At 66.9% G+C, this 12,500-nt stretch carries 14 protein-coding genes; 7 read left to right on the top strand and 7 right to left on the bottom strand.

Going from position 1 to position 12,500, the window contains the following annotated elements; all coding sequences use genetic code 11:
* Window positions 1-251: 251 nt before the first annotated feature.
* Window positions 252-2,291, bottom strand: coding sequence for a heavy metal translocating P-type ATPase (locus SLQ30_RS15345; protein WP_319448400.1), 2,040 nt, complete (start codon window positions 2,289-2,291; stop codon window positions 252-254).
* Between the two features lie 99 nt (window positions 2,292-2,390).
* Between SLQ30_RS15345 and SLQ30_RS15340 the strand changes: the two genes are divergently transcribed.
* The 3 genes from SLQ30_RS15340 (at window position 2,391) to aqpZ (ending at window position 5,348) form a co-directional block, all read left to right on the top strand.
* A complete protein-coding gene (locus SLQ30_RS15340) occupies window positions 2,391-3,812 on the top strand; it encodes a chloride channel protein (RefSeq protein WP_319448399.1) in 1,422 nt (473 codons plus the stop codon).
* Window positions 3,809-4,453 (top strand): DUF2461 domain-containing protein, encoded by a 645-nt coding sequence (locus tag SLQ30_RS15335; RefSeq protein WP_319448398.1) that lies wholly within the window; start codon window positions 3,809-3,811, stop codon window positions 4,451-4,453. The genes SLQ30_RS15340 and SLQ30_RS15335 overlap by 4 nt, the downstream gene beginning before the upstream one ends.
* A 127-nt stretch (window positions 4,454-4,580) precedes the next feature.
* Window positions 4,581-5,348, top strand: coding sequence for an aquaporin Z (aqpZ, locus tag SLQ30_RS15330; protein WP_319448397.1), 768 nt, complete (start codon window positions 4,581-4,583; stop codon window positions 5,346-5,348).
* A gap of 54 nt (window positions 5,349-5,402) precedes the next feature.
* Here the strand turns inward: aqpZ and SLQ30_RS15325 are convergent, their stop codons facing one another.
* The 3 genes from SLQ30_RS15325 to SLQ30_RS15315 all read right to left on the bottom strand — a co-directional run bounded on the left by SLQ30_RS15325 (window position 5,403) and on the right by SLQ30_RS15315 (window position 7,315).
* A complete protein-coding gene (locus SLQ30_RS15325) occupies window positions 5,403-5,960 on the bottom strand; it encodes a DNA starvation/stationary phase protection protein (RefSeq protein ID WP_319448396.1) in 558 nt (185 codons plus the stop codon).
* 64 nt (window positions 5,961-6,024) lie between these two features.
* On the bottom strand, window positions 6,025-6,885 hold the full coding sequence (locus SLQ30_RS15320; RefSeq protein WP_413468055.1) for a DNA-3-methyladenine glycosylase family protein: 861 nt from the start codon (window positions 6,883-6,885) through the stop codon (window positions 6,025-6,027).
* Between the two features lie 58 nt (window positions 6,886-6,943).
* Window positions 6,944-7,315 (bottom strand): DUF427 domain-containing protein, encoded by a 372-nt coding sequence (locus SLQ30_RS15315; RefSeq protein WP_319448394.1) that lies wholly within the window; start codon window positions 7,313-7,315, stop codon window positions 6,944-6,946.
* Window positions 7,316-7,413: 98 nt separating this feature from the next.
* On the opposite strand from SLQ30_RS15315, the gene SLQ30_RS15310 reads away from it, so the two are divergent.
* Complete coding sequence (locus tag SLQ30_RS15310; RefSeq protein ID WP_319448393.1) at window positions 7,414-7,887, top strand: SRPBCC family protein; 474 nt, start codon at window positions 7,414-7,416, stop codon at window positions 7,885-7,887.
* 3 nt (window positions 7,888-7,890) lie between these two features.
* On the opposite strand, the gene SLQ30_RS15305 is transcribed toward SLQ30_RS15310, so the two are convergent.
* Window positions 7,891-9,264, bottom strand: a complete 1,374-nt coding sequence (locus tag SLQ30_RS15305) for an FAD-dependent oxidoreductase (RefSeq protein ID WP_319448392.1) — start codon at window positions 9,262-9,264, stop codon at window positions 7,891-7,893.
* A 41-nt stretch (window positions 9,265-9,305) separates the two neighbouring features.
* Here SLQ30_RS15305 and SLQ30_RS15300 point away from each other — a divergent pair, with 41 nt between their 5' ends.
* Window positions 9,306-9,962, top strand: a complete 657-nt coding sequence (locus tag SLQ30_RS15300; RefSeq protein ID WP_319448391.1) for an enoyl-CoA hydratase-related protein — start codon at window positions 9,306-9,308, stop codon at window positions 9,960-9,962.
* A gap of 3 nt (window positions 9,963-9,965) precedes the next feature.
* Here the strand turns inward: SLQ30_RS15300 and SLQ30_RS15295 are convergent, their stop codons facing one another.
* Entirely contained in the window at window positions 9,966-10,232 is a 267-nt protein-coding gene (locus SLQ30_RS15295; protein WP_319448390.1) for a helix-turn-helix transcriptional regulator, read from the bottom strand.
* Between the two features lie 85 nt (window positions 10,233-10,317).
* Here SLQ30_RS15295 and map point away from each other — a divergent pair, with 85 nt between their 5' ends.
* Window positions 10,318-11,106, top strand: a complete 789-nt coding sequence (map, locus tag SLQ30_RS15290; protein ID WP_319448389.1) for a type I methionyl aminopeptidase — start codon at window positions 10,318-10,320, stop codon at window positions 11,104-11,106.
* A gap of 70 nt (window positions 11,107-11,176) precedes the next feature.
* Window positions 11,177-11,587, top strand: coding sequence for a nitroreductase family deazaflavin-dependent oxidoreductase (locus SLQ30_RS15285; RefSeq protein WP_319448388.1), 411 nt, complete (start codon window positions 11,177-11,179; stop codon window positions 11,585-11,587).
* Window positions 11,588-11,641: 54 nt separating this feature from the next.
* Here SLQ30_RS15285 and SLQ30_RS15280 read toward each other — a convergent pair whose 3' ends face one another.
* Window positions 11,642-12,427, bottom strand: coding sequence for a class I SAM-dependent methyltransferase (locus tag SLQ30_RS15280; RefSeq protein WP_319448560.1), 786 nt, complete (start codon window positions 12,425-12,427; stop codon window positions 11,642-11,644).
* Window positions 12,428-12,500: the final 73 nt, after the last annotated feature.

Genomic DNA, 12,500 nt, shown 5'->3' with positions numbered 1-12,500 from the left:
GATATGACAAACACCGCCTGACATGCCAACTTAGTCCAACCTAACTAGGCCCTTTCGGCAGTGCGCCATGCGATCGCCAAGAACACCGCCCGCGGCGTCCAATGTCGTTGCGCCGATTGATCTTTGGTGATTTTTCCGGCCCCGCGTCGAGCCGGCCGCCCAGCCGGCCCACGGAAGCGGTCCGACTCGGTAGTTTGCTGTGCAAAGTTCACCCCGGTTCTATCTCTGATTATCACGCAAAATAAGTTTGCTCAAAGCCTGACCGCTTTCTTAGAGACGGCTGGGCCGACGGTCTCGACGCTCGCATCGGGGCTCAGGTCCAACCGCCGGAGCAACTGAGCGTTCAGCGCGACGACGACGGTCGACATCGACATGAGCAGGGCGCCCACCGACATCGGCATGACGAACCCGATCGGGGCCAATACCCCGGCGGCAAGCGGTACGGCCACCAGGTTGTAACCCGCTGCCCACCAAAGGTTCTGCTTCATCTTGCGATAGGACGCTCGCGACAGCGCAATGGCCGACACCACCGAGCGCGGATCCGAACTGGCCAGGATCACCCCGGCCGAGGCGATCGCGACGTCGGTGCCCGCCCCGATGGCGATCCCGACATCTGCTTGGGCGAGCGCGGGTGCGTCGTTCACCCCGTCCCCGACCATCGCGACGATCCGCCCTTCGCGCTGCAGCTCTGTGACCTTTGCCGCTTTATGCTCCGGCCGCACACCTGCGTAAACCCGCTCGATGCCGAGCCCAGCGCTCACCGACTTGGCGACCGGTTCGGCGTCGCCCGTGATCATCACCACTTCGATGCCTGCCCGGTTCAACGCCGCCACGGCCTGCCGGGATTCGTCGCGGACCTCGTCGGCCAGCGCCAGGGCCCCCACCACGGCACCGTCGACCAGCACGTGGAGCACGGTGGAGCCCTCGGCAGCCCATGGCCCGGCCGCAGGCAGCGCGCCCTCGCCGGCCTCCGCGAGCAGCCCCGGCCCGCCCACCCGCACGACGCGGCCACCGACGACGGCCGTGACGCCAAGCGCAGGTGCCGACGTGAAGTCACTGGCGGAAGCGACGGCGACGCCGCGGCTGCGGGCGGCCTCGACGATCGCACGGGCCAGCGGGTGTTCGGAGTCGGATTCTGCGGCAGCGGCGACGGCGACCACGTCGTCCTCGGTCCAGCCGGTGGCCGCTGCGGTCGCGATCACGGCAGGCTCGCCCCTGGTCAGCGTTCCGGTCTTGTCGAACAGCACGGTGTCGACGGTGCGCATGGTCTCGAGCGCCATCCGGTCCTTGACGAGCACGCCGACGCGGGCCGCCCGTTCAGTGGCGATGGACACAACCAGCGGGATGGCCAACCCGAGCGCGTGCGGGCAGGCGATGACGAGCACGGTGATGGTGCGGATCACGGCGTCTTGCGGCAGTCCGACGAAGCCCCAGACCGCCGCGGTCACCAGCGCCGAACCCAACGCGAACCAGAACAGCCAGCCCGCGGCCCGGTCGGCTAGCCGCTGGGCACGTGACGACGAGTTCTGCGCCTCGGTGACCAACCGCTGGATGCCGGCCAACGCGGTATCGGAGCCGATGGCCGTCACCTCGACCCGGATTCCGGAGTCGGTCGCGACGGTCCCGGCGACGACGGCGTCTCCCACGCCACGCGGCACCGGCCGGGACTCGCCGGTCACCATCGACTCGTCGACCTCCGCGGCGCCGGCGACGATGCGACCGTCGGCAGGGATGCTTCCGCCAGGCCGGACGACCACGACGTCGCCGACGTGTAGGTCGGCCGGGGCGACGACGGTGACCTGATCGCCGTCCGGACCGATGCGTTCGGCCGTATCGGGCAGCAGCGCCGCGAGTGAGTCCAGCGCGGAGGACGTCTGTGCGAGCGCGCGCATCTCGATCCAGTGGCCGAGCAGCATGATCACGATGAGCAGTGCGAGTTCCCACCAGAAGTCGAGTTCGTGGTGCAAGAGGCCAAGCGCCGCACCCCACGACGACACGAAGGCAACGGTGATCGCCAGTCCGATGAGAAGCATCATTCCCGGCTTCCGCGAACGTATTTCGTCGACGGCTCCGGCGAGAAATGGGCGCCCACCCCACACGTACATGACCGTGCCCAGCAGAGGTGACACCCACGTCACGACTGACCCACTGGGCAGCTGGTAGCCAACGATCATGGCGAACATTCCGGAGAGCGCCACCGTGGGGACCGCCAGCACCAGCATGATCCAGAACAGCCGGCGGAACTGAGCGACGTGGTCGGCGTGGCCTGAGTGTCCCGAGTGCTGATTCATATCGGCAGTATACCCCCTGGGGGTATACTCGACCGTCCAGCGCGATGACGACCGAAGCAACTGTGCGTTCGCAACTAGCTCTCGACTAACATCCGCTTCATGCCTCGAGCGCGGCACTTCCTCGGTCGTGTCGACGAGATCGGGGGCGCCTTCATCCGCAACTCCGGCTACCTGCGCAAGTGGTTGATCCTCGGAGTCGCCATCGGGATCATCGCCGGGCTCGGAGCGGTGGTGTTCTATCTCGCGCTCGATTACACCGGGCAGTTCCTGCTGGGTTACCTCGGCGGCTACCACGTGCCGAAGGCCGCCGGTGACGGCGGAAGCACGGGTTCGACGGGCTTCAGCAGGGCTTGGGCCATCCCGTTGGTCACGTTCGGCGGTGCGCTGCTTTCGGCGCTGATCGTGGCGAGGTTCGCCCCGGAGGCCGCGGGCCACGGCACCGACGACGCCATCGAGGCGGTACACACCGACCCGCGGTCGATCCGGGCCAGGGCCGTCCTGGTGAAGATGGTGGCCAGTGCGTTGACGATCGGCTCGGGCGGTTCAGGAGGTCGCGAGGGGCCGACGGCGCAGATCTCAGCGGGGTTCGGTTCGCTGCTCGCCAGGCGGCTGGACCTGTCTAACGAAGACGGCCGCGTCGCGGTGTCGCTCGGCATCGGCTCGGGCATCGGGGCGATCTTCGGTGCACCCCTCGGCGGGGCCGTCCTGGCCGCGTCGATCATCTACCGCGAAGACTTCGACTACCGCTCGCTGATCCCCGGTTTCATCACCTCCGGTACCGCGTACACGATCTACGGCCTGTTCCTCGGATTCGACGGGCTCTTCGGGTCGGTCGCGCCGAACTACGTCTTCGACCCCGCGCAACTCGGCTGGTTCCTGCTCATCGGAATCGTCTCTGCGGCAATCGGATACCTGTACGCACGGACGTTCTACGGCACGGTCACACTGACGAACCGGCTTCCTGGCGGCAAGGTGCTCAAGCCTGCCATCGGTGGATTGTTGGTCGGACTGCTGGCCCTGCTGATCCCGCAGGTGCTGTCCAGTGGATACGGCTGGGTCCAGTTCGCCACCGCGACGGACACGCTGATGAAGCTCCCACTCTGGATCGTGCTGATCCTGCCGTTCGCGAAGATTTTGGCGACCTCGCTGTCCATCGGCACCGGCGGTTCCGGCGGCATCTTCGGGCCGGGAATCGTCATCGGCGCGTTCGTCGGCGCCTCGATTTGGCGGCTGGCCGATCTGGCGGAGCTCCCCGGGATTCCCGATGGCCCAGGTGTTTTCGTCATCGCCGCGATGATGGCGTGCTTCGGCAGCGTCGCGCACGCCCCGTTGGCGGTGATGATCATGGTGGCCGAGATGACCAGTTCGTTCTCGGTGCTCCCAGGCGCGATGATCACCGTCGGCATTGCCTACCTGCTCATCACGCGCACCGATGTCTCGATCTACAAGGCGCAGCGGCTCAATCGGGAAGCCGCCACGGCCGGGCGGGCCACTCAAGCCGAGCCGGCCATCGACCCGTGACCGACTCGACGCCGGGATTCACCGGCTTCACCGAGGCCGCCCTTGACTTCTACGACGATCTGGAAATCGACAACACCAAGTCGTTCTGGGAAGCGCACAAGGACGTCTACCTGACGAGCGTGCGGGCGCCGATGTCCGCCCTGACCGCCGCGCTGGAGCCGGACTTCGGCCCGGCCAAGGTCTTTCGGCCCTTCCGCGACGTCCGGTTCGCGAAGGACAAGACGCCGTACAAGACGAACCAGGGCGCCTTCGTCGGGGTAGGCCCCGCCTGCGGCTGGTACGTCGAGATCGCCGCCCGCGGCGTTCGCACGGGGGCCGGTTTCTACGATGCCAGCGCCTCCGACTTGGCCCGCATCCGGGCGGCGTGCGCGGACGAGACCAAAGGCAAGCAGTTGCAGAAGATCCTGGCCAAGCTGGAGCGGGCCGGGTTCGAGGTCGGCGGTGACCGGCTCAAGACCTCACCGCGCGGGTACGACGCCGACCATCCGCGCATCGAACTGCTGCGGCACCGCTCCCTGACGGTGATGCGGGACTACGGCTTCGAGCCGATCATCCACACACCCGAGCTGCTCGACGCGGTCCGCGCCGATTGGAAGGCGACCCGGCCGTTGGTCGACTGGGTCAGCGCACGCCTCGGGTAACGACTAGACATCCGTTGCGGTCACCATCGGGGAAAGATTCGGTCAACATCGTTTCGAAACCGATTGGGCGCGTGTCACCCTCACTTCACCGCTAACTCACCGCTGAGTTACGGAGGAGGACGGACAAATGACCACACCTACGATGGCTCATCGGCTCGCGGCCGAGTTCATCGGCACTTTCTGGCTAGTGCTCGGCGGATGCGGCAGTGCCGTATTTGCCGCAAAGTTCACATCTGACGGAACCTCGCTGGGAATCGGATTCCTCGGCGTCGCATTGGCGTTCGGCCTTACGGTGCTCACCGGCGTGTACGCGTTCGGAACGATATCGGGGGGTCATTTCAACCCCGCGGTGACATTGGGCGCAGCGATCGCCCGCCGCGTCGAGTGGAAGGCCCTGCCGGCGTACTGGATCACCCAGGTCGTAGGCGGCATCGTGGCCGGCCTGGTGATCTACGTGATCGCAAAGGGCAAGGACGGTTGGACGGCCGAAGGAAACATGGCGGCAAATGGTTTCGGCGAACACTCCCCTGGCGGCTACTCGTTGGTCGCGGTGTTGATCGCCGAGATCGTGCTGACCGGTGTGTTCCTACTCGTCATCCTTGGCTCCACCGATGACAGGGCGCCAAAGGGCTTCGCGGGCTTGGCGATCGGGTTGACGTTGACGCTGATCCACCTCATCTCCATCCCGATCTCCAACACGTCGGTCAACCCGGCCAGATCTACGGCCGTGGCGTTCTTCAACGGCAACGGCGCCCCCGCTCAACTGTGGCTGTTCTGGTTGGCACCCTTGGTCGGAGCCGCGATCGCAGGTGCCGCGTATCCATTCCTGTTCGGCCGCAACGAAGAACTCGCCGAGCGTCCGGTTCGCGACGATGCACTGGAGGAGGTGAACTAGCCGAACGAAATCGGGCCCGCATCCCAGTAGGGATGCGGGCCCGATTTCGGCGAGCTACTTGGCCGTGGCCTTCTTCTTTGCCGTGCGGGCGGCCGCCTTCTCCGTCGTGGCGCCGTCGTTGGACAACTCACCGCCTGCGCTCTCCAGATGCGCGCGGACGAACCACTGGAACTTCTCGAGTTCGGCGGCGTGGCCGATGAGCATGTCCTGCGAGACGGGGTCGAGGTCCTCCAGGGTATGGATGGCCTTGCGGGTGTCCTCGTTGACTCCGGTGTACACCAGGTCCAGGGCCGCCAGGTGCGCGAGCACGGTGTCGCGGCCGACCGAGTAGTCGTCCCACGTGCGGTCCTTGAGGATCGCGCCGGGAGTGCCCTTCGGTGAGACGCCGAATGCCGCGATGCGCTCGGCGGCCTCGTCGGCGTAGCCCCGCACCAACTCGACCTGCGGATCGATCATCTCGTGGACGCCGATGAAGTTCGGGCCGACGACGTTCCAGTGCACGTGCTTGAGGGTCAGGTGCAGATCGTTGTACGTGCTGAGCTGCTTCTGCAGCAGTCCCGCGACCTCGCGGCTGTCCTTGTCCGAAATTCCGGGAATGGTGAATCCTGGCATGTATGCCTCCTTTGGCTCGTCACTAGGAGGCCTACCCGTGTCAACCGCGGGCTAACCGTCAAGGCTACAACGCACGCAGGTTCGGGATGGCCTGCCGCGCCCCGAAGCGGGGATTGCGCGCCAGCCCGCTCACCTCCAGTAGCCGGACCGCGCGCTGCCTGTGCGGGCGCAGTGGCTCCAACAGTTCGATCATCTCCTGGTCGTCGATCCGATGCCCGAGCAGCGTGCATCCGACCATGTTGGACAGGTGATAATCGCCGACCGAGATGGCATCCGCGTCGCCCCAGGCGCGCTGCGCGACCTCGGCGGCGGTCCACTCACCAACGCCTGGCAGCGACCGCAGCGCCGTGCGTGCCTGCTCGGGCGGGCGCGTCGTCAGCCGCTCGAGGGAGTCCGCACGGACCGCACATCCGACGACGGTGCGAGCGCGCCCCGGGTCGACGTTGGCCAGGTGAAACTCCCACGACGGGATGCGCCGCCACACGTCCGACGGCGGCGGAACGCGCATCCGCGCAGGCGCCGGACCGGGGGCCGGTGCGCCGTACTTGGTGACGAGCAGGCGCCATGCGCGAAAGGCATCCTTGCCCGCGACACGCTGCTCGAGCACCGCAGGGATGAGCGCCTCGAGCACGCGGTCGGTGCGCCCGAGCCGCAGATGTGGCACTTTCTTCAACGCGGCGGCGACGGTCGGTTCGGTGGGGGCGAAGCCCGTTGCATCGTCGTCGGCGCCCAGCCAGGCGGGCAACCGCTCGACGAATTCGCTTGCGCCAGAGCCCCAGGCCTCGCAGTCGACGGTGGTGCGCGCCGACGTCGTGATGCGCGCGCTCACCGGCCCGCTTGGCATCAGCGTGGTCTTCCAGATCGCGCCGTCGACCACTTGATAGCACGGGTCGCCCGGCCCACGACGCAGTGGCGACAGGGTCATCGCCGGATTGGCGGGACCCCCGAACACCACGCTCGCGGAACTGGTCACCGCCTTGAGGTTAAGCGACGACGACGTCTGCCTTGTCGGCGTAGAAGGCGACGTGGCCTGCGATGGCCGCGACCGCGGGGTAGGGCTGCTCGTAGGTCCAGATCGCGTCGTCGACGGTGTCGCCCGCGGCGGTCACGTGGTAGTAGTTCGCCTCGCCCTTGTAGGGGCAGTACGTGGTCGATTCGCTGCGGCTGAGCGCATCTCCGACCACGTCGGTCAGCGGGACGTACTGAACCGCCGGATACGTGGACTCCTGCAGTGTCAGGGCGTCGTCCGTCTCGGCGACGACCGCACCGTTCACACGGACGGTGACGTGTTTACCGGTGGGCACGACGGTGATGGGGTGCTCGGCGGTGGGTTGTCGGATTTCGCGCTCGCTCATGTAAGTGACCAACGGTGCGGAACGGCCAAGGATTCCTCTATCGGAGGGCAGGAGCGAAGCGACCCGGGAATGTGTCCAGGCTGGCTACGATGCGCGACATGAGCGAATCTGCACAGCCCTGCGCGCAGGCTTCAGTGACGATCTCGGCCCCGCCGGAGGCGGTGTACGCCCTCATCACGGATCTGCCGACGTTGGCGACGCTGGCCGAGGAGGCCAACGCGATGGACTGGCACAAGGGAGATTGTGTGTCTCCGGGCAACGTCTTCAAGGGCCACAACCGGAGCGGCAACAAGAAATGGACCACCACGTGCACCGTGACCGACGCCGAACCGGGAAGGGTGTTCGCCTTCAGCGTCAAGAGCCTCGTCGTTCCGGTGGCCCACTGGCGCTACGACATCAAGCCCGTCGACGGAGGCTGTCAGGTGACCGAGCAGACCTGGGACAAGCGGCCGGGTTGGTTTCGAGGGCCCGCGGGCATGGCGACCGGCGTCAAGGACCGCCCCAGGGCCAACGCGAAGAACATCGAGCTCACTCTCGAGCGACTCAAGGCGAAGGCCGAAGCTCAGGCCTGACGCTCAGGGCCGTCCGGTGATGCGGTCGGCGATCCTGGCGATGGGCGACGTCGTCGCACGGCCACGCGCTTCGTGGCGGTCCGCGAGCTTGTAGGCGACGTAGAGCCCACGCACGCCCAGCCACCTCAGCGGTTCGGGCTCCCACTGGCGAGACCGGTGCCCGACCCAGGGCAGTTCCGTCAGCGGAGTCTTCTGGTCGAGCACCAGATCGGCCAATGTGCGGCCGGCCAGGTTGGTCGCCGTGACGCCGTGCCCGACGTAGCCGCCAGCCCAGCCCAGGCCCGTCGCACGGTCCAGGGTGACGGTGGCCTCCCAGTCGCGCGGTACGGCCAGCACACCGCACCACCCGTGGGCGATCGGAACGTCGCGGACCTGCGGCAGCACGTCGTGCAGCACCTCGCTCAGGAGGCGGATGGTGCGCACGGGCACGCGGCCGTCGACATCGGTGCGCGAGGCGTAGCGGTACGGCACGCTGCGGCCGCCGATGGCGATGCGATCGTCGACGGTGCGTTGTGCGTAGAAGAAGCCGTGTGCGGTGTCGCCGACGGTCTCGCGGCCGTCCCACCCGATGTCGGCCCAGAGCGCGTGCGGGATGGGATCGGTGGCAATCATCGAGCTGTTCATGGGGAGCCAGCGACGGCGCAGCCCTGGCAGTCCCGGGGTGAATCCCTCGGTGGCGCGCAGCACGATCGGTGCGGTGACGGTGCCCGCCGGCGTCAGCGCTCGGCCCGGCTCGATGCCGGTGACGGGGGTGGCTTCGTAGATCTGCACGCCGAGCCTCTCGACGGCGTCGGCCAATCCGCGCGCCAGGTGCGCAGGTTGGATGCGGGCGCAGTGTGGCGTGTGGTAGGCGGACACCACGCCGTCGAACCGAATATGTTGTGCTGCTTCGCTTCCCGTCAACGCGACGATGCCGTCGTTACCCCATTCACGTTCCTCGTCGAGGCCGGCGGCGAGCCGCCCGGCCTGGGCGGGGTTGCGCGCGATCTCCAGGGTGCCGCCCTTGACGATGCCCGCGTCGATGTGCTCGCGTTCGGCGACCTGGACGACCTCGTCCACGGCGTCGTTGAGCGCGCGCTGCCAGGCCACCACGCCGTCGCGCCCGTACTGCTTGGCCATCGCGTTGCGGTCGCCGGGCACCAGTCCGGACAACCAGCCACCGTTGCGCCCGGATGCGCCGAACCCCGCAAACCGCGCTTCGAGCACGACGATCCGCAGTGTCGGATCCGCCCGCTTCAGGTAGTACGCCGTCCACAGCCCGGTGTAGCCGGCGCCGACGATGCAGACGTCAGCGTCGCGGTCACCAGGAAGTTGAGGGCGCGGCGACGGGTACGCGTCGAACCAGTGGGAGACCTGACCGTTGATCGGAGTGGACACCGTCAGATTCTGGCATCACACCTTGGTGGTTCAATCGGGACATGACGAGCCTGGACCGCCGCGGCAACGTTTTCGTGTTGACCCTCGGCGAGGACGAGAACCGTTTCCACCCCGATCGGCTGACGGCGATCAACGCCGCATTGGACGAGGTCGATGCCGCCGAGGGGCCGAAGGCCGTGGTCACCACTGGCGTCGGCAAGTTCTATTCGAATGGCCTTGACCTCGACTTCATGGCCGCGAATCCAGCTGCAGCAGAATCGAATCTGCACGACGTGCACGCCTTGTTCGCGCGGGTACTGACGTTCCCCGCGCCGATCGTCGCTGCGCTGCAGGGCCACACGTTCGCGGCTGGGGCGATGCTCGCCCTGGCACACGACCTGGCCGTGATGCGGTCCGACCGTGGGTATTTCTGCCTGCCAGAGGTCGACCTCGGGATTCCGTTCACTCCGGGCATGAACGCGTTGATCCGCGCTCGGTTGCCGATTGCGACGGCGCACGAGGCGATGACCACCGGACGCCGCTACGGCGGCGATGAGGCTCACGGGGTCGGCATCGTCGCAGGTGTCGGCACAGAGCATGAGGTGCTCGACATCGCCGTCGCCCGCGCCGAGGAGCGCGCCGCAAAGGCCGGCCCGACGATGGGCGCCATCAAGGCGCGGCTGTACGGCGAGGTCGTGGAGGCGTTGACGGCGTCTTAGGGGCTAGATCGCGATCCGTTGGTCGGCTGCGCCATGCCACGCGTCGACGGCATGCTCCAGGGGCAGGCCGAGCGCGTTGCAGAGTCCGATGACCGTGCCGAAGCTCGGGCTGGGCATTCTTCCGACCTCGATCTTGCGCAGTGTCTCCGGCGAGATGCCTGCGGTGCGCGCGATCAGCTCGGGGTCGCGACCGGCACGGGCCGTCCGCATCAGCGCGCCGAGGCGTTGCCCGGCCTTCACCTGCTCTGGACTCAGAGGTACACGCACCATGCCGGTCAGCATAGCCGGTATTCAAATACCGATGCTGGTACCGTCGTAGCGGTATAAGAATACCGACGCTGGACGGAGCCCCAACATGATCGAACTCAAGACTGCCGACGAGCTCGACAAGATGGCAGTCACTGGTGCATTCGTCGCGGAAACGCTGGCGACGCTGTCGATCGAGGCACAGCCGGGGGTCAACGTGATGCAGCTCGAGCACCATGCCCGAGCGCTGGTCGCCGACCGCGGCGCGGAATCGTGCTACTGGGACTACGCGCCCTCCTTCGGTCGCGGCCCGTTCCAAAATGTCATCTGCCTGTCGGTCAACGACGCTGTGCTGCACGGTAAACCGCGCGACTACGTGCTACGTGACGGCGACGTGTTGAGCCTGGACTTTGCGGTGTCGATCGACGGTTGGGTAGCCGATTCTGCGGTGACGGTCATCGTCGGCGACCACGCCGACGACGCGGACAGGGCGCTCATCGAGTCGACGCAAAGAGCACTCGACGCGGGCATCGCCGCAGCGGTACCCGGCGGTCGACTCGGCGACATCTCCGCCGCCATCGGCGAGGTCGCCACCGCCGCCGGATATCGCGTCAACGCCGAATTCGGTGGGCATGGATTGGGGCGCACCATGCACGAAGACCCGCACATTCCCAACCGCGGACGGGGTGGACGCGGACTGCTGCTGCGGGCAGGCATGACGTTCGCACTGGAACCGTGGTGGGCCCGCGGCAGTGATCGTCTGGTGATGGATGCCGACGGCTGGACCCTGCGCTCGGCGGACGGGTCGAACACCGCGCACTCCGAGCACACCATTGCCATCACCGAAAATGGCCCGCGCATACTGACTTCTGCACGCTGCGCACTCGAGGCGAAGTGACGGTCGCACTGCGGCTGTCCCAAAACGGCTGTCTTAGAACCACAGTCGACAGCTGAGTATCGTCGGTGGGATGGCGCTAGCACCAGGAACCTGGCCCCGTCCGCTACTGAGCGCAATTCGGGTCTCGAACAAGTACATGCTCAACCCGCTCATGCGCACGCGTGCCGGGCGCAAGAACGCGTACGCCGCCGTCATCCGGCATACCGGCAGAAAGTCGGGCAAGCAGTACTCGACGCCGGTCGGGGCAGAGCGTGTGCAAGACGGGTTCATCATTCCGCTGGGATACGGGACTCAGGTGGACTGGTTGCAGAACGTGATCGCCGCCGGGCGGGCCACAGTATTGGTCAACGGTGAGACCCATGACGTGACAGACCCCGAGGTGATCGACGCGGCGACGGCCTTGCCGTGGCTCCCGCCGAAACAACGACGAACCTTCGAGCGCGTAGGCATCGCCCAATATCTGAAGGTGAAGCTCGGCTGAGCCTGGATTCGACGACGGTCGCAGGCCACAGCCCGTGTTCGGCAAGGGGGCGGCTTAGCCCGGTGGACCGAACGCATAGCGGTGGTACTGCGCCATATACCGCAGTGCGGGCACGGTGGACATCACCTTGCCCATCAGCCGGTAGGGGCCAGAGATCGCCCGGAACGACTCCGCGTCGAATACCGACACCCATGCCAACAGTCGCGTGCCGGGCACCGCCGCGAGGATTTCGTCCGGGCCGTTGATACCCCAGTGCAACGTCGCCCCGGAGCGCGTCACCACCCGATTGCTCCATTGCGTCTTGATGCCGATGCGGCTGAACGCATCGAACTGAAGCTCACCGGAGGGAAAGCGCTCCACGACGCGGCGCAGCAGCGCCACCCCGTCGTCGCGGGTGAGGTACATCGTCAGGCCCTCCCCGATCACCAGCGTCGGACGGTCGGCCGGAATGTCGGCGAGGTAGCCCGCGTCGGTGACTGACGCGGCGACGACGTGGTAGTGCTCCCGAGCCGGAAACAGTTGCGCCCGAAGCGCGCTCACGTCGGGGTAGTCGACGTCGTACCACTCGACGTCGGGGCCGGGATCGATGCGGAAGTACCGGCTGTCCAGACCGCACCCGAGATGCAAGACGGTCGCCTTCGGGTGGACTGCGAGGAACTGGCAGGTCCAGAGGTCGAAGTGGGCACTGCGCGTCGTCACCGAAGGAGACGTGCGCGCGGTGATCGTGGTCTGCGACCAGTCGTAGTCGAGTCGCGCGACGATGTCCTTGGCGTAGCGGTCGGCCAGGATCGGCTGCGCGCGGTCGGCATCGAGCGCCTTGGCATACAGCGTCGCCAGCATTGTCTGGGGCGCACCGGACAGGTCGACGTTGAGCTTGTCGGTCACGGCTCCCACGCTAGGCGCGCCGCGGCCA

The organism is Mycobacterium sp. RTGN4, from assembly GCF_033804635.1.
Lineage (GTDB): Bacteria > Actinomycetota > Actinomycetes > Mycobacteriales > Mycobacteriaceae > Mycobacterium.
Note: the sequence above shows the minus strand (reverse complement) of the source record. Positions and strands in the feature narration are given on the sequence as shown.